21 protein-coding genes are annotated in these 24,646 nt (G+C 63.4%); 12 read left to right on the forward strand and 9 right to left on the reverse strand.

Annotated elements, in window-relative coordinates; translation table 11 throughout:
* Window positions 1-148: 148 nt before the first annotated feature.
* The 5 genes from JJE66_RS24025 to JJE66_RS24045 form a co-directional block, all read right to left on the reverse strand.
* The gene (locus JJE66_RS24025) at window positions 149-1,321 is read right to left on the reverse strand and encodes a fumarylacetoacetate hydrolase family protein (protein WP_200516951.1); all 1,173 of its coding nucleotides are present in this window, start codon (window positions 1,319-1,321) and stop codon (window positions 149-151) included.
* Between the two features lie 114 nt (window positions 1,322-1,435).
* On the reverse strand, window positions 1,436-2,413 hold the full coding sequence (locus tag JJE66_RS24030; protein ID WP_200516952.1) for a HEAT repeat domain-containing protein: 978 nt from the start codon (window positions 2,411-2,413) through the stop codon (window positions 1,436-1,438).
* Between the two features lie 2 nt (window positions 2,414-2,415).
* Window positions 2,416-2,649, reverse strand: a complete 234-nt coding sequence (locus JJE66_RS24035) for a ferredoxin family protein (RefSeq protein WP_092226673.1) — start codon at window positions 2,647-2,649, stop codon at window positions 2,416-2,418.
* A gap of 34 nt (window positions 2,650-2,683) precedes the next feature.
* Window positions 2,684-4,426 (reverse strand): fumarate reductase/succinate dehydrogenase flavoprotein subunit, encoded by a 1,743-nt coding sequence (locus tag JJE66_RS24040; RefSeq protein ID WP_200516953.1) that lies wholly within the window; start codon window positions 4,424-4,426, stop codon window positions 2,684-2,686.
* A gap of 103 nt (window positions 4,427-4,529) precedes the next feature.
* Window positions 4,530-5,303: a ferredoxin--NADP reductase gene (locus JJE66_RS24045; protein WP_200516954.1), complete on the reverse strand. Its 774-nt coding sequence runs from the start codon at window positions 5,301-5,303 to the stop codon at window positions 4,530-4,532.
* A gap of 199 nt (window positions 5,304-5,502) precedes the next feature.
* Here JJE66_RS24045 and JJE66_RS24050 point away from each other — a divergent pair, with 199 nt between their 5' ends.
* The 5 genes from JJE66_RS24050 to JJE66_RS24070 all read left to right on the forward strand — a co-directional run bounded on the left by JJE66_RS24050 (window position 5,503) and on the right by JJE66_RS24070 (window position 10,150).
* Window positions 5,503-5,832 (forward strand): DUF971 domain-containing protein, encoded by a 330-nt coding sequence (locus JJE66_RS24050; RefSeq protein WP_200516955.1) that lies wholly within the window; start codon window positions 5,503-5,505, stop codon window positions 5,830-5,832.
* 180 nt (window positions 5,833-6,012) lie between these two features.
* Window positions 6,013-6,786, forward strand: coding sequence for a Crp/Fnr family transcriptional regulator (locus JJE66_RS24055; RefSeq protein WP_200516956.1), 774 nt, complete (start codon window positions 6,013-6,015; stop codon window positions 6,784-6,786).
* Window positions 6,787-6,951: 165 nt separating this feature from the next.
* Complete coding sequence (locus JJE66_RS24060; RefSeq protein WP_200516957.1) at window positions 6,952-8,373, forward strand: ABC transporter substrate-binding protein; 1,422 nt, start codon at window positions 6,952-6,954, stop codon at window positions 8,371-8,373.
* Window positions 8,370-9,281 (forward strand): ABC transporter permease, encoded by a 912-nt coding sequence (locus tag JJE66_RS24065; protein ID WP_200516958.1) that lies wholly within the window; start codon window positions 8,370-8,372, stop codon window positions 9,279-9,281. Before JJE66_RS24060 ends, JJE66_RS24065 begins: the two co-directional genes overlap by 4 nt.
* The gene (locus JJE66_RS24070; protein WP_200516959.1) at window positions 9,278-10,150 is read left to right on the forward strand and encodes an ABC transporter ATP-binding protein; all 873 of its coding nucleotides are present in this window, start codon (window positions 9,278-9,280) and stop codon (window positions 10,148-10,150) included. Before JJE66_RS24065 ends, JJE66_RS24070 begins: the two co-directional genes overlap by 4 nt.
* A 215-nt stretch (window positions 10,151-10,365) precedes the next feature.
* Here JJE66_RS24070 and JJE66_RS24075 read toward each other — a convergent pair whose 3' ends face one another.
* The 3 genes from JJE66_RS24075 to JJE66_RS24085 form a co-directional block, all read right to left on the reverse strand.
* Window positions 10,366-11,337 carry an IS110 family transposase gene (locus JJE66_RS24075; RefSeq protein WP_200513218.1) on the reverse strand — a complete coding sequence of 324 codons (972 nt, stop codon included), beginning with the start codon at window positions 11,335-11,337 and terminating at the stop codon, window positions 10,366-10,368.
* A 316-nt stretch (window positions 11,338-11,653) separates the two neighbouring features.
* Window positions 11,654-12,712 (reverse strand): putative sulfate exporter family transporter, encoded by a 1,059-nt coding sequence (locus JJE66_RS24080; RefSeq protein WP_200516960.1) that lies wholly within the window; start codon window positions 12,710-12,712, stop codon window positions 11,654-11,656.
* 111 nt (window positions 12,713-12,823) lie between these two features.
* Window positions 12,824-13,042, reverse strand: coding sequence for a hypothetical protein (locus tag JJE66_RS24085; protein ID WP_200516961.1), 219 nt, complete (start codon window positions 13,040-13,042; stop codon window positions 12,824-12,826).
* Window positions 13,043-13,290: 248 nt separating this feature from the next.
* On the opposite strand from JJE66_RS24085, the gene JJE66_RS24090 reads away from it, so the two are divergent.
* Window positions 13,291-15,201 (forward strand): NAD(P)/FAD-dependent oxidoreductase, encoded by a 1,911-nt coding sequence (locus JJE66_RS24090; protein ID WP_200518746.1) that lies wholly within the window; start codon window positions 13,291-13,293, stop codon window positions 15,199-15,201.
* An 11-nt stretch (window positions 15,202-15,212) separates the two neighbouring features.
* Here JJE66_RS24090 and ald read toward each other — a convergent pair whose 3' ends face one another.
* Complete coding sequence (gene ald / locus JJE66_RS24095) at window positions 15,213-16,328, reverse strand: alanine dehydrogenase (RefSeq protein ID WP_200516962.1); 1,116 nt, start codon at window positions 16,326-16,328, stop codon at window positions 15,213-15,215.
* Window positions 16,329-16,461: 133 nt separating this feature from the next.
* Between ald and JJE66_RS24100 the strand changes: the two genes are divergently transcribed.
* The 6 genes from JJE66_RS24100 (at window position 16,462) to JJE66_RS24125 (ending at window position 24,644) form a co-directional block, all read left to right on the forward strand.
* On the forward strand, window positions 16,462-16,941 hold the full coding sequence (locus JJE66_RS24100) for an Lrp/AsnC family transcriptional regulator (protein ID WP_200516963.1): 480 nt from the start codon (window positions 16,462-16,464) through the stop codon (window positions 16,939-16,941).
* A 145-nt stretch (window positions 16,942-17,086) separates the two neighbouring features.
* Window positions 17,087-17,578: a (2Fe-2S)-binding protein gene (locus JJE66_RS24105; protein WP_200516964.1), complete on the forward strand. Its 492-nt coding sequence runs from the start codon at window positions 17,087-17,089 to the stop codon at window positions 17,576-17,578.
* Window positions 17,575-18,591, forward strand: a complete 1,017-nt coding sequence (locus JJE66_RS24110; RefSeq protein WP_200516965.1) for a xanthine dehydrogenase family protein subunit M — start codon at window positions 17,575-17,577, stop codon at window positions 18,589-18,591. The genes JJE66_RS24105 and JJE66_RS24110 overlap by 4 nt, the downstream gene beginning before the upstream one ends.
* Window positions 18,592-18,599: 8 nt before the next feature.
* Complete coding sequence (locus JJE66_RS24115; RefSeq protein WP_200518748.1) at window positions 18,600-20,807, forward strand: xanthine dehydrogenase family protein molybdopterin-binding subunit; 2,208 nt, start codon at window positions 18,600-18,602, stop codon at window positions 20,805-20,807.
* Window positions 20,808-21,013: 206 nt separating this feature from the next.
* Complete coding sequence (locus JJE66_RS24120) at window positions 21,014-22,201, forward strand: cupin domain-containing protein (RefSeq protein ID WP_200516966.1); 1,188 nt, start codon at window positions 21,014-21,016, stop codon at window positions 22,199-22,201.
* An 85-nt stretch (window positions 22,202-22,286) separates the two neighbouring features.
* Window positions 22,287-24,644, forward strand: a complete 2,358-nt coding sequence (locus tag JJE66_RS24125; protein ID WP_200516967.1) for an Orn/Lys/Arg decarboxylase N-terminal domain-containing protein — start codon at window positions 22,287-22,289, stop codon at window positions 24,642-24,644.
* The last annotated feature ends 2 nt before the right edge of the window (window positions 24,645-24,646 follow it).

Genomic DNA, 24,646 nt, shown 5'->3' on the forward strand with positions numbered 1-24,646 from the left:
GCGCAGACGACACGCCTGGCGCGATTTTGTTCCACGGATGCAACGCAAAGATGAAGGAAAATTTGTGGGTCGACTGCGCGCTCAGCAACGCGTCGTGCCCGGGCTTGTCCCGGCCATGACGAGGCACAAGCGGGAAGAGGCGAAGAAACTAAATCACCTTGCGCTGCGCCAGGTTCTTCATCAGCGCACCGATGCCGAAGGTCCAGGGCTCGCATTCGTCGCTGGTGCGCATGCGGTTGACGAGCTTGCCGAGCTGAGGTGCAGCGATCGTAACGATGTCGTCGCGCTTGTGAGTGAACCCCTGCCCCGGCGCATCGCGATCCCTGACCGGCGCGAACATCGTGCCGAGGAACAACACGAATCCATCCGGATATTGATGCACCTTGCCGATCGTCTGCGCGACCAGATCGGTCGGATCACGGCTGATCATGCTGATCGAGGAATGGCCGTCGAGGACAAAACCGTCCGCCCCCTTCACGTTCAGGCTGATGTCGAGCTTGCGCGCATCGTCGAGCGAAAAACTGTCGTCGAACAGCCGCAGCAGAGGGCCGATCGAACAGGACGCGTTGTTGTCCTTGGCCTTCGACAACAGCAGCGCCGAACGTCCCTCGAAGTCGCGCAAATTCACGTCGTTGCCGAGCGCGCCGCCGACGATCTTGCCGCGGCTCGACACGAACAGCACGAGTTCCGGCTCGGGATTGTTCCAGGTCGACTTCGGATGCAGCCCGGCATCCATGCCGGTACCGACCGACGACAAGGTCGGCGCTTTGGTGAAGACCTCGGCATCTGGGCCGATGCCGACTTCGAGATATTGGCTCCAGGCGTTCTGGTCGATCAGCACCTGCTTCAGGTGCATCGCCTGATCCGAGCCCGGCTTGAGCTTTGAGAGATCGTCACCGATCAGCCGCGTCACCTCTTTCCGGATCGCTTCGGCCGAGGCCGGGTTGCCCTTCGCCCGCTCCTCGATCACGCGCTCCAGCATCGAAATCGCGAAGGTGACGCCGGCCGCTTTCAGGGTCTGCAGGTCGACCGGCGCGAGCAGCCAGGGCTTATTCGGATCGCGCCCATCGGGCGCCGTATTGGCGACGGTGGCATCGAGATCGCCGATGCGTTCGCCCTTCGTCGCGGCCAGCGCCTTGGCCGGATTGTCCTCCTCGCATAGCGCGCTGACGGTCGGGAATTTGGCGGTGACGTCGAAGACGCCGTCGCTGCGCACGGCAACAACGGCCGGGCCGTTCGCCTGCGGCAGCCAGACGCGGCCGACCAGCGTCCCCTTCGTTCCATCCTCGGGGAGAAGGTCTTTGACAGTCAAAGTCGTCATGGCCGCGTCCTCGCAATTTCTTGGATTGACCGCGTTTATGCGGCAGCCAATCCCATTGGCGAAGACCAATAAACGTCTGGCGGGGGAAGTCCAGAGCAGCAGCGCGCCCCGCTTCTATGCCCCTGCCCGCGCCTTTCGGGCCGCAATTTGCTGGAGCGCCCAGCGCGCGTTCTTGCGAACATCGGGATCGGGATCGTCGGCTATGACGGCCAGGAACGCCTCGCCGTCAGGATGGGCGATCTCGCCGAGCGCGGCGGCGGCTTCCTTCCGCAGATTCGCCTGGTCGTGGTTGACGCAATTGCCGATCGGGCGCACCGCGCGCTCGATCTTCATCTTGCCGAGGCTGCGGATCGCCTTCAGCCGCACCTGCCAGAACTCGTCGGCGAGCGCGCCGACGAGCTGATCGGCGGCGATCAATCCGTTGACGTTGAGACCGAGCGTCTCCGCCGCCATCTCGCGGACCATCCAGTCGGTGTCCTTCAGTGCGCGCGTCACCGTCTCCGCCGCGGGCTTCATCTGCGAGAAGGCCAGCGCGCTTACTGCCGCACGCCGTACATGCGCATCGGGGTCGTTGATCAGTGCGGTCAACGCTGGAATGGATTCCTCCAGCTTGAGAAAACCGATCACGCCGATCGCCTGCACGCGCACGGCGGCCTCGGTATCCTGCAGCGCTTCCAGCGCCGGCTTGAGCATATCCTTGCGGCGCAGCTCCTTCAGCGCGCGCAGCGCGCCCATGCGCACGAAAGCGTGGGCGTGCCTGACCAGCGGCAGGATGACATCGGCGCAAGCCGGATCCTTGAACTCGGCCATGCTATCGGCCGCGGCCGCTGCGACGATTCTCTCGGGATCAACCAGCAGCTTCACCAGCGCACCTGCTGCTTCCGGCCCGTCGAACTCGCCGAGCGCCATCGCGACCTGCTGGCGCACACCGGCATCGGGATCGGCGGCCATGTTGGCGAGATGGCCGACGGCCGCGGGATCGCCGGAATGGCCGAGCGCGATGATGGCGACGCGGCGCTCGCCGGGATCGGCGGCCTGGAGCCGCTCGTCGGCGTCTTCGAGATCGTCGTAAGATTCGAACGGGCTCGACATGATCACCTCAACAGATAGGGAATGTTGACGGTGACGGCGCCGGTCGGGCAATCGGCCTCGCAGGGCATGCAGTACCAGCACTCGTCATAGGCCATGTAGGCTTTGCCGGTCATGTCGCTGATGCGGAGCACGTCGAGCGGGCAGACGTCGACGCAGACGGTGCAACCCTTGTCGGCGATGCATTTGGCGTCGTCGACGACCACCGGAACCGAGGTCTGATGGGAAGCGAGAGGCATTTTATGTCTCCTGTTGCTTGCAATTGGCGGTGGATCAGGCGGTGGCGCGGATGCGCTGCTTGTCGTAGAGGTCCTTCTCGTCGTCCGCGATCGGCACGACATAGGGCTCCACGGCACGCTTCTCGCTGGTCATCTTGCCATGCTGCTTGCTGAGCAGCGTATGGCAGAACCAGTTCTCGTTGTCCTTCTCCGGAAAATCCGTGCGCCAGTGATAGAGGCCCCAGCGGCTCTCCTCGCGATAGAGCGAGGCATGCACCGCCATGTCGGCGCAATCCATGATCGACTGCACTTCGAGGGCGCGCAGCAATTCATGCGCATTGCGCGCGATCATGCGCTCCTGCATGTCTTCCCTTGCCTCGGCGAGGCGACGCATGCCGAGCTCGTATTTGCGCGTCACCTTCGGCGGCTGCAGATAGTCGTTGACGAGGCGGCGGGTCTTGTACTCGACCTGGTTCGGCGGGATGCCGTCCTCGCGCTTGGTCGGCGCCATCACGCGGTCGCGCTCCTTTGCGACTTCGGCAGCATCGAACTCCGCGAAGTCATGGTTCTCGGCAAATTCCATCGCGTCGGTGCCCGCGACCGAACCGTTGGTGAAGGCACCAAGCATGTAGTTGTGGGGCACACTCGCCATGTCGCCGGCGGCGTAGAGGCCGGGCACGGTGGTGCGGGCATTGTCGTCCACGAACACACCGGAGGCGCTGTGGCCCGAGCAGAAGCCGATTTCCGAGATGTGCATCTCGATCGACTCCTTGCGGTAGTCGATGCCGCGTCCTTGCTGGAACAGGCCGCGCGTCGGACGCTCGACCTTGTGCAGCGTGGATTCGATTTCCTCGATGGTGTTCGGATGGAGGTGCTTGAGCTGGAGGAACACCGGCCCCTTGCCGGACAACAGCTCGTTGTAGAACTCCAGCATCATCTGGCCGGACCAGTAGTCGCATTCGATGAAGCGGGAGCCTTCGTTGTTGGCGGTGAAAGCGCCGAAGGGACCGGCGACGTAGGCGCAGGCCGGGCCGTTGTAGTCCTTGATCAGCGGGTTGATCTGATAGCATTCGAGATTCGCGAGCGCAGCGCCGGCGTGATAGGCCATGGAATAGCCGTCACCGGAATTGGCGGCGTTCTCGTAGGTGCCGAACATGTAGCCCGAGGTCGGCAGACCGAGCCGACCGGCGGCGCCCATGCAGAGAATCACGGCCTTGGCCTTGATGACGAGGATCTCGGCGGTGCGGGTGTTGACGGAGATTGCGCCGGCGATACGGCCGTCGGTGGATTTGAGCAGCCGCGTCGCCATGTAGCGGTTGGAGATCAGGATGCGGGCACGGCGGAGCTGGCGATACAGCGCCTTCTTCACGGTCTCGCCGTTTGGCATCGGCAGAACGTAGCTGCCGATGTGATGCACCTTCTTGACGGCGTAATCGCCGTTCTCGTTCTTCAGGAAGCGGATGCCGAAACTGTCGAGCTCCTCGACAATCTTGTAGCAATTTTGCGCGTATTTATAGACCGCCTTCTGGTCGACGATGCCGTCGTTGGCGATGGTGATTTCCTTGGTGTATTGCTCCGGCGTCGCGTAGCCGGGGATGACGGCGTTGTTCAGACCGTCCATGCCCATCGAGATCGCGCCGGAGCGCTTGACGTTGGCCTTTTCGAGCAGGACGACATTGGCCTTCGGATTCTTCAGCTTCGCCTTCAGGGCGGCCATCGGGCCGGCCGTGCCGCCACCGATGACGAGCACGTCGCAGGAAACCTCCGAAAGTCCGTCGACGATCTGATCTAGTGCCATCGCTTGCTCCTGGTTCGCCGGCAGGTCCGGCGCTTTGCATCAGATTTGTTCAGGTGACGTCCCGGCGATAGCAATTAGTTGTCGCCGGGACGCGATTTGCGCCTCAGCGCTCGACGAAGGCCTTTTCGATCACGAAATGGCCGGGCTGGCTGTGGTTGCCCTCGACGAAGCCGCGCGCGGAGAACATCGCGGGCAGTTCGTCGAGCATCGCCGGGCTGCCGCACAGCATGATGCGATCGGCCTCGATATCGAGGCCGGATTGGCCGAGATCGTCAAACATCTGGTTCGACGCGATCAGATCGGTGATGCGACCGCGATTCCTGAACGGCTCGCGGGTCACGGTCGGGTAATAGACAAGCTTGTCGCGGATCAGCGGCCCGAAGAATTCGTGATTGCGCAAGCCTTCGACGAGGTGCTCGCCATAGGCGAGCTCGGAGACCTGGCGGCAGCCATGGGCGAGCACGATGGTCTCGTAATTCTCGTAGACATCGGGGTCCTTGATCAGGCTGGCAAAGGGTGCGAGCCCGGTCCCGGTCGACAGCAGCAGCAGACGCTTGCCCGGGATGAGATTGCCGGTGATCAGTGTGCCCGTCGCCTTGCGGCCGACCAGGATGATGTCGCCTTCCCTGATCGTCTGCAGGCGCGAGGTCAGCGGACCATCCTGCACCTTGATCGAGAAGAATTCGAGCTCTTCCTCATGGTTGGCGCTGGCCATGCTATAGGCCCGCATCAACGGCTTGCCCTCGACCTCCAGGCCGATCATCGCGAACTGGCCATTCTGGAAGCGAAAGCCGGGATCGCGCGTCGCGGTGAAGCTGAATAGGGACTCGGTCCAGTGCCGGACCGACAAAACCGTTTCCTTCTGAAATGCGCTCATCGTCTCTCCTCAGTCCTCGTTGGCGCGCAAGATTTCGGAGAGAGCGGATTCCGGCAACGCGGAAGTCGAATTCCCGGTCGATTAGTTTCACATTTGGCGGGCGGTGGTTGAAGAGCAGGCACGCGGCCAGGCCTGCGCCGGCAATTAGTTGCTATTCGCGCGCATCCGCACCGACGTAGGAGGAAGACGGAGGTTCGTCATGACCATGACCGCATTGGTGGCACCGACCGTGGCCGACTATGAAGCCAGCGCCGATCTCGCGACACTGATCGTCCGCACCACCGAGGGCGACGCGTTCAGCGTTCCCGCCGAGCAGCTGCGTCTCTCCTGCAAATGCGCCCACTGCACCCGCGCTCGGTTCGACGGCCGCTTCCCGGAAGCGTTTCCAGGGATTGCGATCACCGAGATCGGGGATCTCGGCTATGGAGTGAACATCGCGTTCTCGGATGGGCATAACCGCGGGATTTATCCGAAGCCATTTTTGCTGAGTTTGGCTGCCGGCAGACAACTCTGCATCCTGAACGTCTGATCTTCGTCACCAGCGTCATGGCCGGGCTTGTCGCGGCCATCCACGAACTGCCAAAATTGAGAAAACACGTGGATGCCCGGGACAAGCCCGGGCATGACGGCCGAGGAGGCTTCGCCCTTCCCCCATCTGGCACGGACATTGCTCCTCTTTGGAACGATTTCAACGTTCCGGAGGCAAACGATGTTGCAGGCGGCGAGTGCGGTTCGCGGGGCGGTTTCCCCGGCAGTCCGGCCTGCGGGCAGCTCCTCGCTGCTGCTCACCGAAAACCAGCAATGGATCGGCGGGCCGCCGCCGCTGATGGACAAGCTCGGCCAGCGCGAGCGCGAGTTGGTGCTGAAGCAGGGCCGCCGCAAAGTGCTCAACCGCGGCCAGACGCTGTTCAGCCAGGGCGGCAAGCATGACGGCATCTGGCTGATCGAAAGCGGCCGCATCCGCGTGTTCTACACTTCGCCACTCGGGCGCGAGATCACGCTGGCCTACTGGCATGTCGGCAATTTCGTCGGCGGACCAGAAGTGTTCGAGGGCACCGTGCATCAATGGTCGGGGGTTGCATCCAGCAATTGCAGCGTCGTGCACCTGCCCGGAAAGGAGCTGCGGTCGCTTGCCGTAGAGATCCCCAACCTGGCCATCGGCCTGATCGAAGGCCTCACCTTCAAAGGCAAGTGCTATTCGGCGCTGGCCCAGATGCTGGGAACGCGCTCGATCACGCAGCGTCTTGCGCACCTGCTGCTACACCTCGTCGATCTCTACGGGGTCGAGGATGGCGACGGTCGGGTGATCGCGGCTGCCTTCACCCATGCCGACATTGCCCACATGGTCGGCGCCACCCGCCAATGGGTCACGATCAGCCTCAAGCGCATGCAGGAGAAGGGAATCGTCGTTACCAAGCGGTCGCAGATCGTGGTCTGCCGGGCCGATGTGCTGGAAGAGATGCGCGGACAAGGCGCCGACTAAGGCCGCTGCACAGGTAAGCGGCTTTATAGTGCAGGACTGCCCAAGGAGTATGCAATCAGCTTTTCCCGGCAACTAATCGACTGCGGCGGTCATTCCGGATTTGCCCTGTCCACGCCCTCACCCAATCATGGCAACCACAGCACATCCAACCGAATGAGGATGAGAATGGTCCGCCATCTTTCCACGCTCTCGATCGCGATATCGGTGACGTCGCTAGCGTTAATCCTTGCGCAACCGGCTTTGGCGGAAACCGTGACGCTCGGCATCGGTACGCAGGACACCACGACCAACACGGTGACCGCCGGTATCGTCATCCGCCAGCTCCATCTCCTCGAAAAGTATCTGCCAAAGGATGGCAAATACGCCAACATCAAGTTCGAGCTGGAGTGGCAGAACTTCACGTCCGGCCCGCCCGTCACCAATGCGATGATGGCGAACAAGTTGCAGATCGGCATGATGGGCGACTACCCGCTGATCGTGAACGGCTTCACCTTCGACAGCAATCCCGAGAGCAAGAGCCGTCTGATCGGCGTCGCCGCCTACAGCCTCTCCGGCTCCGGCAACGGCATCGTCGTCCACAAGGACTCGCCCTATTACGAGCTCGCCGATCTCAAGGGCAAGCTCGTCAGCGTGCCCTTCGGCTCCGCCGCGCACGGCATGGTGTTGAAGGCGATGCAGGACCGCGGCTACTCTGCAGACTTCTTCCAGCTCGTCAGCCAGAGCCCGGAGGTCGGCTCGACCAATCTCCAGGAAAAGAAGATCGACGCGCATGCCGACTTCGTCCCCTTCGCCGAGCTCTTGCCGTTCCGCGGTTTTGCGCGAAAGATCTTTGACGGTGTCGAGACCAATTTGCCGACCTGGCATGGCATCGTGGTCCGCACCGATTTCGCCGAAAAATATCCAGAGGTGGTCGTCGCCTATATGAAGGCGCTGCTTGCCGCCAACCAGTGGCTGCGCGACGATCCGAAGCTTGCCGCCGAGAAAATCCAGGAATGGACCGGCATCAACAAGGAAGTCGTCTACATCTTCCTCGGCCCCGGCGGCAACATGACGACCGACCCCACGATCAAGCCGGCGCTGATCGATGCCGCCGCGACCGACGTCAAGGTGCTGCAGAATCTCGGCCGCATGAAGGAATTCGATCCGAAGAAATGGGCCGATGACAGCTACATCCGCAAGGCCTATGCCGAGATGAAGCTCGACTATGACGCGCAGCTTGCGAGCACCAAGAACTACGAAATCTCCGGCGAAGACACTTTCTGCAAGAAGCCCATCACCGATCCGCGCAAGGCCGGCGAGGTCTGGGTCGACGAGGTCGGCATCATGCCGTTCTCGTCCGCCGCCTGCACGCTGGGCGCCTATGCCGACTTCAAGGCCAAGGGCAAGAAGATCAACGTCGCCTACATCTTCGACACCACGCGCGGCATCAAGCTGTTCGCCGACCAGGCCTTCTTCGCGGTCGGCACTGGCGAGGTCGCACCGTTCCTGCTGAAGAAGGACGCGGACGCCTATGCCGCCAAGATCAGCGGCAAGGTGCTCGGCTTCGACGACGCAGTGAAGGCGGCAGTCAGCGGAGGCAAGACGTGAGCAGTCCGGCCATCCTCAGACATTCCGAGGACAGCATGTCAGCAGCAACCGCAATTTCAGAGGCGGGCCCCGTGCCCGCCACCACGCCGCCCGCGACACCGCCCTCCTTCGGCACGCTGGCACTGCGCTGGTATCGGCTCAACCAGGGCCGGCTGCGCGCGACCGCGATCGGGATCATCTCGCTGCTCGCCTTCCTGCTGGTCTGGCACCTGCTCACGACCTACCGCGTCGTGTTCTTCGTGCGCTTCACCAACGTGCCCTCGCCAGTTGAAGTCTATGCGAGCTTTACCAGGGCGATCCACGACCCCAAATTCCTGCTGCACGTCGTGCTGAGCTGCCGGCGCATCTTCTTCGGCTTCTCGCTCGCCGCGATCGTCGGCGTGCCGACCGGCCTGATCATGGGTCGCTTCAAGCTGGTACACGAGATCGTCTTCCCGGTGGCGGAGGTGCTGCGGCCGATCCCGGCGATCGCCTGGGTACCGATGGCGATCATGCTGTGGCCGACCAACGAGCAGAGCATCGTCTTCATCACCTTCCTCGGCTCGTTCTTCCCGATCCTGGTCAACACGCTGCACGGCATGTCTCTGGTCGATCCCGTGCTGGTGCGCGCGGCGCAATGCCTCGGCGCGCGCGAACGCTCGATCTTCCGCGAAGTGTATTTTCCGGCATCGCTGCCGCACATCTTTACCGGGCTCACCGTCGGCATGGGCGTGGCCTGGGTGTCGCTGATCGCGGCCGAGATGATCTCCGGCCAGTACGGCATCGGCTACTTCACCTGGGAGGCCTATTCGCTGGTCCAGTATCCCGACATCGCGCTCGGCATGATCGCGATCGGCGTGCTTGGCCTGGGATCGAGCCTGATCATCCGGGGCGCGGGGCAATTGGTGATGCCGTGGAGGCCAAGATGAACGAGATCGTGACCAAGGCACCGCAGGGCCATATCGACGTCAGGAATTTCTCCCTGAGCTACGACAGTATCGAGGGACCGGTTCAGGCCGTCACCGATACGCAGATCCATGTGAATCCCGGCGAGTTCGTCTCGATCGTCGGCCCCTCCGGCTGCGGAAAGTCGACGCTGCTCAATGCGGTTGCCGGCTTCCTCAAGCCGACCACCGGCGTGGTCACCGTCGACGGCGAGCGGGTCAGCGGCCCCAGCGCCGAGCGCGGCATGGTGTTCCAGCAATATTCGCTGTTTCCCTGGAAGACGGTGCGGGAGAATGTCGAGTTCGGCCTGAAGATGCGCGGCATGGCGCGCTCGCAGCGCGAGCGTGCGGCACGGACGCTGCTTGGGCTCGCCGGACTCGAGGCCTTCGAGAAGCACTATCCGGAAAAGCTCTCGGGCGGCATGAAGCAGCGCGTCGGCATCGTCCGCGCGCTCGCGACCGGGCCGAAAGTTCTGCTGCTGGACGAGCCCTTCGGCGCGCTGGACGCGCAGACCCGGGTCATCATGCAGCAGATCCTCACCAACATGTGGCAGCGGCTGAAGATCTCGGTGCTGTTCGTCACCCACGACATCGACGAGGCCATCTTCCTCTCCGACCGGGTCTACTGCATGACCGCCCGCCCCGGCTCGATCAAGGCGGAGATCCCGATTCCGCTGGAGCGGCCACGGCAGCAATCGATGATGATGTCGTCGGAATTTCTGGCGCTGCGCCGCGGCCTGATGTCGCTGATCCGCGAGGAGAGCCTGAAAGCGATGGGCGGCGAGATCAATGACATGGGCCTACAGGGGCTCAACATCGAGCTGCACGGCCATTCGCTGGCGGATGTGATTTAGCCGAGACACGCAAACTTGTAGCAACCATTAAGTATGGCGTCCCGATAGCCTTGAGGCTGACGCCGCGCGCCGCGGCCGTCAAGGCGTGGCCTGGCGGCAGTTGATGTGAGGTGAGACGCGCGCGACGGCCATCCTTGACGGCCGCGGTGCGCGGCGTCGTCTTGACGGCAGGTCGGGACGAAGAAACGGTCGCCTGGTCGAACCAAGAAACGCGATCAGGTGACGGACACACTCACGGTTTTGGGCGGTTCAGCGACCCACGGTGTTCCGCGGGCGACGACGGCGTTGATGATGACGATCAGCTTTCTGGCACAGGCGACGAGCGCGCGCTTGTGGCCCTTGCCGGCGGCGATCAGCCGGCTGTACAGGGCCATGAGCTGCGGGTTCCAGCGGAAGGAGGCCGGAAGAGCTGCGGTGTAGAGTGCCTGACGCAAGCGCTGGCGTCCGCCGTCAATTCGACGGGCGCCGATATGCTTGCCGCTGTCGTCATCGTAAGGCGCAAGTCCGGTGAGGGCTGCGGCTTGCTCGCGGGTGATCCGACCGATCTCGGGCATCCTGATCAAGATGGCAACCGCGGTCGGCAAGCCGCTGCCGCCAACGCTGTAGATCAGATCGAGACGTGCGGCGAGATCGCGATGCTTGCGGATCGCTGCCACCAAGGCCTTGAACTCGGCTCGTCTGTGCTTGGCCAACAGAGCAATCTGCTCCTTCCAGAACTTCTGGATACGCTCGTCACGGCAGCTCTCCAGCCGATTTTTGAGCTTTGCGATGTCCTCCTTGATCTGGTCGATCATCGTCAGATGCACGGCAAAGGGCTGCAGCCGGGGGTCTGGAGCGGGATGGATGTTCTTGACCGCGGCGGTGCAGGCCGCAATCAACGCAGCATCGATCTTGTCGTTCTTGGCCCGTTGCAAATGGAACGTGGCATAGGCACGGACCTGGATCGGCTGAAATACGATGACGACAAACCGCTTGCGTCGCAGTTCGGCAACCGCCGCCTGCTCATAACCACCGCTCGCCTCGATCCCAACCCTCTTGACCTTGTGGCGCTTCAGCCACTCCACCAACTCCTGGTGACCTTCCGCCGTGTTCTTGACCTGCAGCTCCTCCGAACTGCCATCGAGCGCCACGTCGAGCTTGTCTTTGCTAGTATCGATTCCGGCACAGATCGTGTTACGTTTGGCCATCTTCCTCGACCCTCCCTTGTGATGCGAACCTGAAGTTCGTTCAACCATGCGGGTCCCGATGAAGTGCCGACCGCGATCTTGCTACGAAACGCAGCTCTCAGGGGCTTCGGTGGGCATCGATCCGATCGATCGGCGGCCCAGCCCGGGTGGCCACCCGGGCTGGGCCATTCCTCACGGAACCAGCCCATCATAGCCCGGCCCGCCAATACAAGGGTGGGCAAAGCGAAGCGTGTCCACCATTCTCACCACGAATGCGGCCCCATGGTGGGCACGGCGCTTTCGCGCCTTTGCCCATCCTACAACAGCTTCGCGCTCCTCACTTGAACCAGTGCACCAGCGCGATGCTGATGCCGAGCAGGAGCAGCAGCGACAGCGTCACGGCCGCCGTTACCCGGCCGCCGACATTGGCGAGCACCTTCACATCGACGCCGAGACCGAGTGCCGCCATCGACACCACCGTGAGGAAGCTCGTGATCCGCGTGATCGGGGCAACCACCGTGCCCGGCACGATCTCCAGCGAGCGCAACGTCGCCAGCACGAGGAAGCCGAGGATGAACCACGGCACCAGGCGGAAGAAGCCGATATTGGTCTTCTTGGCACCGGTCTGCCAGCGTGAGGCGACCAGCGACAGGCCGACGACCACGGGGCCGAGCATCAAGACGCGCATCAGCTTGACCAGCGTACCGATCTGCGTGGAGACGAGACCAGCCGGCACCGTCGCGGCCAGCACTTGAGGCACGGCATAGACGGTGAGACCCGCCAGGATGCCGTATTGCGTGGCGGTGAGCTGCAATAGCGGGATCAACAGCGGCAGGCCCAGCACCATCATCACGCCGAGGATCGCAGTGAAGGAGATCGAGGATGCAATCTCGTCGCTATTGGCGCCGATGATCGGCGCCACCGCCGCGATTGCCGAATTGCCGCAGATGGAGTTGCCGCAGGCGATCAGGATCGACAGCCGCGTCGATAGTCCAAGCAGGCGGCTGAGCCCGAACGAGACGGTGAGCGCGATCACAACCACGGCTGCAATCGACGCCAGGAGCGCGATGCCTGAGGCCGCGATTGCCGCAAAGCTGATGGAGGCGCCGAGCAGCATGACCGCGACTTCGAGCAGCTGCTTGGCGCTGAAGGCGATGCCGGCCTGCCAGCGCGGCGCGGGTTTCCAGAAGCTGCGAACGGCCATCCCAAGCAGGATCGCCATCACCAGCGCCTCGACATAGGGATGCTCGAAGATGCCGAGTTCGAAACGTTCGAGCAGGGCCGAGACGCCGGCCACGGCGATGCACAGGAGGATGCCGGGAATCAGCGCGACGATGCGGCTAACGGCAGTGGCTGGTTTGGCGTCGGCCGGGCTGGATGCTTGATTTTGCGACACAAATCTCTCCCTGGGGAGAAAGATTTATACGCAGGGTCGCTCCGCTGGGGAATAAGTTTTCGACATATCAGGGTCGAGCGAAGTCCTGTCCTCGCTCCGGAATAATCGGGCTCAGAAGAGCAGGTTTTTGGCGAGTGAGGCCACGTGGCTGAAGCTGTCGTAGACGCCCGGCTCGAAGAAAGCCGCGCGGGCCAGCACGATGGCGGCGACCAGCGACCAGAACAGGCCTGTGCCGGCCCGCAGCAGGAGCTTTGACGCGCGCGACCGCGGCTGCGTGTCCGTCGCGGACACCAGTTGCTCGCCGAAAGGCTCAAATCCAGTGCGTTCCATGGCCGTGCCAATCCATCAATTTCTGAAGGAAATGTCGTCGTTTCGACCCCAAACAGCAATGGAAGCGATTGGCGTATTTGCCCTCCGGAGGGGAAACTCCTTCCGCCCGACGAACCCGGGGCAATAGTTTTCTTCTTTTGGCCCGGTTTGGGCGCCCGAACGCGACCTGATGCTGCCAGATGGACGATTCCGTCCTTGTCGACTACCGTGCCGTTGCGCGCCGGATCGCCGGAGATCAGAACAAGACGATGAACATCGCATCTCCACACAAGCCGCTCGACCTCGCCTCGACAATCGCTGAAGGCGACATCCGCTGCCTGCTGATGGTGCTGGTGCACATGACCGGCGAGGCCCGCTGGCTCAAGCCGCCCTATCTGCCCAAACGCGACATCCGCCTCATTCCCGATCCCGAGGCTGGCGTACCCCGGGAGGTCCAGGACGAGATCCGCGCTGCGGTCGTCAAGCTCTTTGCCGACGGCACGCCGAAGCCGGTCATCAGCGATCCCGGCGAAGAGCTGCTGTTGAAGATGATGCGGACCTGCCTCGGCGAAAACGTCGCGCCGGAATATGGGCCCTTGATGCGCGAGGAGATGGCCTTTGTGGCGCGCGAGCCGCGCTGGGCCAATCGTCCTTCCGACGACAGGCTCGCAGAGCAACACGTTCTGATCGTCGGCGCCGGCGTCTGCGCCATCGCGCTCGGCGTAGCGCTCGGCCGTCTCGGCATCCCCTACACCATCGTCGAGAAGAACGCCGAGCTCGGCGGCACCTGGTGGATCAACCGCTATCCCGGCTGCGGCGTCGATACGCCGAATCACTCTTATTCGTACTCGTTCAGCACCCAGAATGCATGGACGCGCTATTTCTGCCAGCGCGAGGAGTTGCTCGGATATCTGCTGAAGGTCGCGGACGAATATGGCATCCGTGAGCATCTGCGCGTCAACACCGAGCTGACCTCATCGCACTGGGACGACAGCAGGCGGCGCTGGATTTCCACATTCAAGACGAAAGACGGCGAAGAGATATTCGAATCCACGGCGCTGGTCTCCGCCATCGGCCAGCTCAACGACCCCTCCCGCGCGCACTTCAAGGGCGAAGAGGATTTCAAAGGCACGATCCTGCACTCGGCGCTGTGGTCGGACGACATCAAGCTTGACGGCAAGCATGTAGCCGTGATCGGCACCGGCGCGACATCGATGCAGCTGGTGCCGACGATTGCCGGCCGCGTTGCTTCCGTCACCGTCTACCAGCGCAGCGCGCAATGGGCGCGGCCGGTGAAGGGCTATGCCGATCCGATCAGCGAGGGCGCGCGCTGGCTGCTCGCGCATCTGCCGTTCTATGTGCAGTGGTATCGCTTCAACATGTTCTGGCGCTATGGCGACGGCTTGCTGCCGTTCCTGCGCAAGGACCCGGCCTGGCCGCATCCCGAGCGCGCCGTCAACAAGGGCAACGACCGGCATCGCCAGGAATTGACCGACTTCATTCTCACCGAACTGAAGGACCGGCCCGACCTGATTTCGAAATGCGTGCCGACCTACCCGCCGTATGGCAAGCGCATCCTGCTCGACAACAACTGGTTCAAGACGCTGACGCGCGACAATGTCGAGCTCGTCACCGACACAATCGACCATTTCGACGCACGCGGCATCGTCACCGCCGACGGCGAGCACCGTCCCGCCGATATCATCGTCGTCGCCACCGGCTTCAAGGTGACGGAAATGGCCGCCCGCCTCAACATCAGCGGCCGCGACGGCAAGACTCTGCGCGCGGCATGGGCTAACGACAATCCGACCGCGTTCCTCGGCCTCACCGTTCCCGATTTTCCCAACTTCTTCTGCATGCTCGGACCGAACTCGGGCCCGGCCCATGGCGGCAGCGTCATCTTCCAGTCGGAATGCCAGAGCCGCTACATCTCCGCCTGCCTCGTCGACATGATCGAGCAAGGCGTCGCCGCCATCGACGTCCGCAAGGAGGTGCTCGACGATTACGTTCGCAAGGTCGATGCCGAGCACGAGGCGATGATCTGGACCCATCCGGGCATGAGCACCTACTACCGCAATAGCAGTGGCCGCGTGTTTTCGGCGATGCCCTGGCGGTTTGTCGACTACTGGCGCATGACGCATGATCCGGATCTGGGGCAGTACAGGCTGACGAAGGCGTAGGTCCGGCGACTCTACGCCGCAAGCCCGCTGCCGACAGGCGCGAAGTCCAGCCCAAGGCTTTCCGCCACCGCCTTGTTGGTGACGCGACCGCGATGGACGTTCAGTCCGTTGCGCAAATGAGGATTTTCCAGCACCGCGGCGAACCCCTTGTTCGCGAGCATCAGGCCGAACGGCAGCGTCGCATTGTTCAGTGCCTGGCTCGACGTCACCGGCACTGCGCCCGGCATGTTGGCCACGCAATAGTGCACGACACCATCGACTTCATAGGTCGGGTCGCTGTGCGTCGTTGGATGCGAGGTCTCGAAGCAGCCGCCCTGGTCGATCGCGACGTCGACCAGCACGGCGCCCGGCCGCATCGATCGCAACATCGCGCGCGTGACGAGTTTTGGTGCGCTGGCGCCGGGCACCAGCACGGCGCCGATGACGACGTCGGCATTGAACACCTCCTGCTCGACCGACTCGATGGTCGAGAAGCGCGTGCGAATGCGTCCGGCGAAGAGATCGTCGAGCTCGCGCAAGCGCGGAATCGAGCGGTCGATCACGCTGACTTCAGCACCAAGGCCGGCGGCCATGCGCGCGGCCTGCGTTCCGACCACGCCGCCGCCAAGCACGACCACGCGTGCCGGCTGCACCCCGGGCACGCCGCCAAGCAGCAGGCCGCGGCCGCCGGCCGATCGCTTGAGCGCGGCACCGGCGGCCTCGATGGCGAGGCGGCCGGCAACTTCGCTCATTGGCGCAAGCAGGGGGAGGTGACCGGCCGCGTCGGTGACGGTCTCATAGGCGATCGCAGTACAGCCTGACGCGAGCAGACCCTTGGCCTGTTCAGGATCCGGCGCGAGATGGAGATAGGTAAACAGGATCTGGCCCTCGCGAAGCTGGGTCCATTCATCCTTCTGCGGCTCCTTCACCTTCACGATCATGTCGGACTTCGCAAAGATCTCGCGCGTATTCGCGCCGATCGAGGCCCCCGCCCGCTGGTACACCTCGTCGGAGGCACCGATGCCGCTGCCGGCGCCGGTTTCGACCGTCACCTGATGCCCGGCCGCGACATATTCGCGGACCGCGCCCGGGGTGAGCCCGACGCGATATTCCTGCACCTTGATCTCCTTGGGCACACCGACACGCATCCTGGGCTCCTTTTGATTCACCCCGTGATCGTAGCGATGTGGCGAGTTTGGTTTCGTGCAAATATCCGCTAGTTTCGCATGCCGCGCGCCGGTTTCGGGCGCGGAAATGCCCTCTCACGCTGGAAACGAAACCTTGGCCCTTGACCGGAAAGATCTCGCCATTCTCGTGGAACTCACGACCAATGCGCGCGCCAGCCACACCGAGCTTGCGAACAAGGTCGGCCTGTCGAGCACGGCGCTGGCACGGCGGCAGAAGGCGCTGGAGGACGACGGATACATCCAGGCCTACCAGGCCGCGCTCGACCTCGCGCGGTTCGGCCTCACAACCACGGTGCTGGTGCGCATTGCGCTGGAGAGCCAGAGCGACGAGGCGCTGAAGGCATTCGAAGCGGAGGTGGTGAAGTGCCCCTCGGTCGTGCGCTGCTTCCTGATGTCGGGCACCGACGACTACATCCTGATCGTGCTCGCGCGCGACATCCAGGATTTCGAACGCATCCATCGCACCGAGCTGTCGCGCCTGCCGCGCGTCGCGCGCGTGCAATCGAGCTTCGCGCTACGCGAGGTCGTCAACCGCGCGGTGCCGACCGTGGTGTTCGGCGAGACGAAGCGCTGATAGGGCTGCTGCCCGCGCGAACGGAATCTCCTAGGAACAAAGCGCGCTATTGCTCGTTGGGCGCTATCGCCAGCGGAACTGCGAGGCCGGCAAATTATCGGCAGGACGGTGCTGCTCGGCTTCTCCGGCAGGAAGCGGATTCGACATGGCTGAAACTTCACCACAGGCGCCGGAACGCATTCCCGTGCATCTCATAGTCAACGGTAGCAGTCGCTCGCTCGATCTTGCGCCTTGGACGACGCTGCTCGATGCCCTGCGCGACCGTCTCGGCTTGACCGGCACCAAAAAGGGTTGCGATCACGGCCAGTGCGGCGCCTGCACCGTTCTCGTCGACGGGCGCCGGGTCAACTCCTGCCTGACGCTTGCAGTGATGAAGGATGGCGCGCAGGTGACGACGATCGAAGGTCTCGGGGGCGACGGCAAACTCCATCCGTTGCAACAGGCCTTTATCGACCATGATGCTTTTCAATGCGGCTACTGCACGCCGGGGCAGATCTGCTCCGCAGCAGGGTTGCTGGCTGAGGGCCACGCCAGGAGCATTGACGACATTCGCGAATTGATGAGCGGCAATCTCTGCCGCTGCGGCGGCTATCCCAACATCGTCGCCGCGATCCAGCAGGCGATGGCTCAATCATGATCAATTTCCAATATGCGCGGGCGGCTGACGTCGCGGACGCGGTTCGCCTGCTCAATGCCGATCCAGGGGCTAAGCTGATTGCCGGCGGCACCAATCTGGTCGACCTGATGAAGGAGAATGTGGAGCGGCCGTCACGGTTGATCGACATCTCCCGCCTGCAGCTCGGGCAAGTCGAACAGACACCCGATGGCGGCCTGCTTATCGGTGCACTGGTGCCGAATTCCGACCTCGCCTATCACCCTCTGGTCGTGCGGAATTATCCCCTCCTTGGCAGCGCCATTCTCGCCGGCGCATCGGCGCAGTTGCGCAACATGGCATCCGTCGGTGGCAATCTGATGCAACGGACGCGCTGTGCCTATTTCTACGACACCGCGACGCCGTGCAACAAACGTCACCCCGGCACGGGCTGCTCGGCAATCGAGGGCGCCAATCGCGGTCACGCCATTCTTGGCACGAGCGAGGCGTGTATCGCGGTCTATCCGTCCGACATGTGCGTGGCACTTGCAGCACTGGACGCGCGCGTGCGCATCACCGGCCCGTCCGGCGACCGGACCATGCCGCTCGTGGATTTCCATCGGTTGCCCGGCGATACCCCGCATCTCGACACGAACCTGGCCGCAGGCGAGATCATCACCGCGATCGAGCTGCCGCCGCGCGGATTTTCAGAGCGCTACAGCTACCTGAAGATTCGCGACCGGTTGTCCTATGCGTTCGCGCTGGTCTCTGTCGCAGCCGCGCTGGAGTTGGATGGCGAGCAGATCGGCGAGGCGCGCCTTGCGCTCGGCGGGGTCGCGCACAAGCCATGGCGCAAGCTGGAGGCCGAAGCCCTGCTGCGCGGACAGCCGGCGGCGGAAGCCAATTTCGCGCGCGCCGCGGATGCGCTGTTGCAGGGGGCCAAGGCCTACGCCCACAATGGCTTTAAGATCGCGCTTGCCCGCCGTGCCATCGTTCGTACGCTAGCGCAAGCCGCAAATGCCACGCCGCAATCGCAGTCCCACAAGAAGATCGCGTGAGAACACCGATGAATGCCTATGTCGGAACACCCACGTCCCGCGTTGACGGTCGCGCCAAGGTCACGGGCGCCGCAAAGTATGCCGGCGAGTTCGCCGCCGACGGCCTCGTGCACGGCTTTGTCGTCGAAGCCACCATTCCAAGGGGACGCATTTCGCGGCTGGAGGCCACTGACGCCCTGAACGTGAAGGGCGTGCTGGATGTCCTCACGCACGCCCATCGCCCGCCGATGGCGGACAAGGACGAAGCCTGGAAGGATGAAGTCGCGCCGGAAAAAGGCTCTCCGTTCCGTCCGCTCTATGACGACGAGGTCAGATTCAATGGCCAGCCCATCGCGCTGGTCCTTGCCGAGGATTGGGAGACGGCAAAATTCGCCGCGACCTTGCTCCATATCGAATATCAGCAGGACCAATCCTTCGCGACCGACCTCGAGCGCGAGCGCGACAGGGCCTTCGAGGTCGAAAAGCCGCACAAGCCACGCGGCGATGCTCCGAGCGCGCTCGCTACGGCTGCCGTGAGGCATCAGGCGGATTACGTCATCCCGACCGAGCACCACAATCCGATGGAGCTGTTTGCCACAACGGTGGTTTTTGAACCCGGCGGCAAGCTCATCGTTTATGACAAGACGCAGGGTGTACAGAACGTCCAGAAATATCTATGCAGCGCCTTGATGAAAGAGCCGGACGAAATCCGCGTCATCTCGCCTTATGTTGGCGGCGCCTTCGGCTCCGGTCTGCGGCCGCAGCACCAAGTGGTGCTTGCGAGCCTCGGCGCACTGGCGCTGAAGCGGCCAGTGCGCGTGGTTCTGACACGGCAACAGATGTACGGTCTCGGCTTTCGGCCGGCAACCATCGAGCGCGTCGGCCTCGGGGCCAAACTTGACGGAACGCTGGATGCGATCACGCATGAGGCGATCGCGGTGACCTCGCGCTATGAAGAGTTTTCCCGCAATGACGCCGGCTGGGCGGACCAGCTCTACACGAGCCCGAACACACGCCTCACGCACAAGCTGGTGCCGCTGGACGTCTCCACCCCCTCCGATATGCGCGCGCCCGGCGCGGCGACGGGTGTCTGCGCTTTGGAATGCGCCATGGATGAGCTGGCGGTGGCCCTCAAGCTCGATCCGGTCGAGCTGCGGTTGCGCTGCTATTCCGATCGCGACCAGAGCGAGGATCTTCCCTACACCAGCAAGCGACTCCGCGAATGCTACCAGCAGGGTTCGGACAGTTTCGGCTGGAGCAAACGCAATCCCGAGCCACGCACCATGCGCGACGGCAACGACCTCGTCGGCTGGGGGATGGCGACGGGCGTATGGGAGGCTCTGCAGATGCCGGTGGCAGCCCGCATCGTGCTGACCGCGAACGGACACGCCGAAGTGTCCTGCGCGGCGTCGGACATCGGCACCGGCACCTATACTATCGTGGCGCAGATCGCCGCCGACGCACTCGGCCTGCCGATCGAGAACATCAGCGTCAAGCTCGCCGATTCCACGCTGCCGCAGGCCCCCGTCGAAGGTGGCTCTTGGATGGCCGCCTCCGCCGCCCATGCGGTGCTCGCCGCAGCCGAGGACGTGCGCGCTGAGCTCTTGCGCCTCGCAAGGACAATGCCGGGATCGGCGCTCGGCGATGCCGAGGTCACCGATACTGTCCTCAGCGACGGCGCCATCGCCAGTGCCCGGGACAGGCACCGTGCAGTCTCAATCGCTGATGCGATGCGCCACGGCCGGGTCGAACGCATCGAAAGAGAAAAGCTGAACCAGTTTCCGGAAGATAAATCGCACGCGCGCAATACACATTCCGCAGTGTTTGCCGAGGTCAAAGTGGACGAACAGCTCGCCGTCATCCGCGTCACCAGGATGGTCAGCGCCGTGGCCGCGGGTCGGATATTGAACACCAAGACCGCGCGCAGCCAGATCATGGGCGGCCTGGTCTGGGGTGTCGGAATGGCGCTGCACGAGGAGACGGTGATGGACCACCGTTTCGGCCGCATCATGAACCCGAACATCGCCGAATACCACATCCCGGTGAACGCGGACGTTCACGACATCGAGGTGATCTTTGTCGAGGAACCCGATGCGCGCATCAACACGCTTGGTGTCAAGGGATTGGGCGAAATAGGCCTGGTCGGCGTTCCCGCCGCCATCGCCAACGCGGTCTATCACGCCACCGGCAAACGCATCCGCCGCTTCCCGATCACCCTGGACAAGCTGCTCGACTGAGGAATGAGGCCGGCCGCGCGTCGGAACGCGCTGTCAAGCGCGCCACTTCACAGCAGCTTTCATTTCATCATCAAAGATAATTGAGGTGCCATTCAGCCGAACGGTTGAGGCGCAAGGGGGCGTTCATCAGACCCAGATGATGGAGGACGCGACGTAGCCGGTTTCGCGATTCCATTCATACAACCATCTGATATTCGGGGTCTCCAATGCTCAAATCCAGCCGCCGTATCTTCATTCAATCCGTTGCATTCGGTGCCGGCGTCCTCGGCGCCACCAAATCCGCGCTCGCAGCGCCCGACGGACATGCCGCCGGCTACGACGTTGCCCCTGCATCCGAATTCCTGAAGACGATCCCGCGCAAATCCGGTGATCCCATGGTCTTCACCGCATCGCTCGACAAGGGGCCGATCAAGGCCACGTCGGGAGGCTGGGCGCGCGAGGTCACCACCCGCACCCTTCCGCTCGCGACCGGAATTGCCGGCGCGCATCTCTTCGTCAACGCGGGCGGCGCCCGGGAAATGCATTGGCACAATTCGGCCGAGTGGGCCTACGTCGTCGACGGCCATTGCCAGGTGACGGTGGTCGATCCGGATGGCCAGCTCGAGATCGTCAACCTCGCACCCGGCGATCTCTGGTATTTTCCGACCGGCCACAGCCACGCCATCCAGACGCTGGGCCCGGCCCCCTGCCACGCCATCCTCGCGTTCGACGACGGACTCTACTCCGAGCACGGCACGTTCGGCATCAGCGACTGGATGAGCCGTTACGACGCGCCGACCTTGTCGCAGGCGCTGGGTGTCTCCACGGAGACGTTCAGCCCGGATCCGAAGGCCGAGACCTACATCATGCAGGGCGAGGTGCTGGCGCTCGACGGTCCGCAGGCGAAGACTGCACGCGCGCTGGATCGCGACCGGACCCACCGCTTCGCGCTGATGTCCCAGAAACCACGTGTCAGCACGGCCGGCGGCCAGCTCTACGTGGCCTCCGCCAAGGAGTTTCCGGTCTCGAGCGGAATGACCGGGCTGGTCCTCAAGCTCAAGCCCGGCGCGATGCACGAACCGCATTGGCACACCGATGCCAACGAATGGCACTACGTGCTGAAGGGACGTACGCGGGTGACCCTGTTCGCCTTCGACAAGCGCGTCGCCGTCACCGAGCTGTCGCCCGGGGACTGCGCCTACATCCCGCGCAATTGCGGCCACTCGATCGAGAACATCAGCAAGGACGACGCCGAGATCATCGGCGTGCTCGACAACGGCGCATATCGCGAGAGCAGCCTCGGCGACTGGCTGGCAAAGGCGCCGCGCCATCTGCTGGCCAACAATTTCGGTGTTCCGGAGGCGGCGGTGGCGAATTTCGGGCGAAAGCGGATGATCATCGCCGCGGCAAGCTGAGCGTTCCACAGCAGCGCGCGCCACCGTCATAGAACTGTCATCGAATGTGCAGAGACCTGTCGGACTCGCACATTCGGGATCTGACATGGACTATTTCAAGCGCTTCAACTTCCTGTTCGCCGCACCTGTGTTCGACACCGACGACCTCGAGGGCGTCCGCTTCAACCAGATCATCGAGGAGATCCAGCGCTCCGGCTTCGAGGTGGTCCGGGCGCGCAAACTGGAAGACGCCGAGATGGCGGTGCAAACCGATGCCGCGATCGGCTGCATGGTGGTGGACTGGGGCAAGAAGGGCCTGGAAGGCAAGACCTCGGCGCTGATCAATTTGATGCGGCGCCGCGGTCTCGACTTCCCGATCATCCTCCTGATCCGGCGCAAGCGGTTCGAGGATCTGCCGGTCGAGGTGCTGGATTTCATCGACGGCTATGTTTTCCTGTCCGAGGAGACGCCGACGTTCATCGCCAAGAACCTGATCAGCCGGCTCAAGCAATATGCCGAGACCTTGAAGACGCCGTTCTTCGGCGCGCTGGTCGATTATGCCGAGGAAGGCAACCAGCTCTGGACCTGCCCGGGACATAACGGCGGCGTGTTCTACAACCGCAGCCCGATCGGCAGGGTCTTCGTCGAACATCTCGGCGAATCCGTGTTCCGCGACGACCTCGACAATTCCGTGCTCGATCTCGGCGATCTCCTCACCCATGAGGGCCCGGCCCTGAAGGCGCAGAAGGAAGCCGCCGCGATCTTTGGCGCCGAGAAAACCTATTTCGTGCTCAACGGCACCTCGACCTCGAACAAGGTCGCGCTCGGCGCGCTCGTTACCGACGGCGACCTCGTGCTGTTCGACCGCAACAACCACAAGGCCGCCCATCACGGCGCGCTGATGATCAATGGCGGCGTCCCGGTCTATGTGCCGACCATCCGCAATGCCTGGGGCCTGATCGGCCCGATGCGCTGGGACGTGCTGGACGAGAAGGCTCTGCGCGAGGCGATCCGCAATCATCCGCTGGTTACGGACAAGGAGGCCTGGCGCAAGGAACGGCCGTTCCGTGTCGCCGTAGTCGAGCAGTGCACTTATGACGGCACGATCCACAGCGCCGAAATGATCCTGAAGCGCATCGGCCATCTCTGCGAATACATCCTGTTCGACGAGGCCTGGGCCGGCTTCATGAAATTCCACCCGCTCTATGCCGGCCGCTTTGCCATGGGCCTAGCCAACCTTCCGCCGGAGGCGCCGGGCATCATCGCGACGCAGTCGACGCACAAGCAGCTCGCGAGCTTCTCGCAGGCCTCGCAGATCCACATCAAGGACCGTCACATCCGCGGCCAGAAGCGGCGCGTCGAGCACCGCCGCTTCAACGAAAGTTTCATGCAGCACGCTTCCACATCGCCGTTTTATCCGCTGTTCGCCTCCCTCGACGTCGGCGCGCAGATGATGAAAGGCCGTTCCGGCGAAGTGCTGTGGGACGACACGATCCGCCTCGGCATCGAGCTGCGCAAGAAGATCCGCGCGATGCGCAGGGAGTTCGAGGAGAAGGAGCAGAACCCGGACCGGCGCTGGTTCTTCGAGCCCTTCGTTCCGGACCGCGTCGCCATCCCCGACGTCAGCCGCCCCGGTGCCGCGCACAACGTCGCCTGGGAGACACTCTCTACCGATGAGCTCGCCACCAATCCTGCCCTGTGGCAGCTCTCCCCCGACACCACCTGGCATGGCTTCCCCGGCCTCACCGAAGGCTTTGCCATGACCGACCCGAACAAGCTGACGCTGCTGACGCCCGGCTTCGACCGGGCCACCGGCATCTATGCCGAGCATGGCATCCCCGCGCCGGTGGTCGCGCAATATCTGCGCGAAAACCGCATCGTCCCCGAGAAGAACGACCTCAACTCGCTGCTCTTCCTGCTCACCCCCGGCGTCGAGGCCAGCAAGGCCGGTACGCTGATCTCCGGCCTCGTCGCCTTCAAGCGCCTACACGACGACAATGCGCTACTGGCCGACGCGATCCCCGAATTCTACCAGCGGCGGCAGGCGCGCTATGCCGGCGTGCGTCTGCGCGATCTCTGCGGCGACATGCACCGCTTCTTCCGCGCCGCCGACGTCAGCGCGCTGCAGGCGCGGCAGTTCCTGCCGGAGCATATGCCGGAGATCGCCATGTCCCCCCGCGACGCCGCGCGCCGCCTGATCCGCAACGATGTCGACTATCTGCCGATCGAGGCGATCGCAGGCCGCATCGCCACCACGCCCTTCGTGGTCTATCCGCCCGGCATCGCAACCATCGTCCCCGGCGAGCGGTTGACGGAACGGGCCAAGCCCATGATCGATTATCTCAAGATGTTCGAGGCCTGCTTCAACACCTTTCCGGGCTTCGATGTCGAAATCCAGGGCGTCTACAAGGAGGTCGATGCGCAGGGCCGCATCGGGCTCTATACTTACGTCGCGACCGAGTAGCC

Origin of the sequence: Bradyrhizobium diazoefficiens (genome assembly GCF_016612535.1) — a bacterium.
Taxonomy (GTDB): domain Bacteria; phylum Pseudomonadota; class Alphaproteobacteria; order Rhizobiales; family Xanthobacteraceae; genus Bradyrhizobium; species Bradyrhizobium diazoefficiens_C.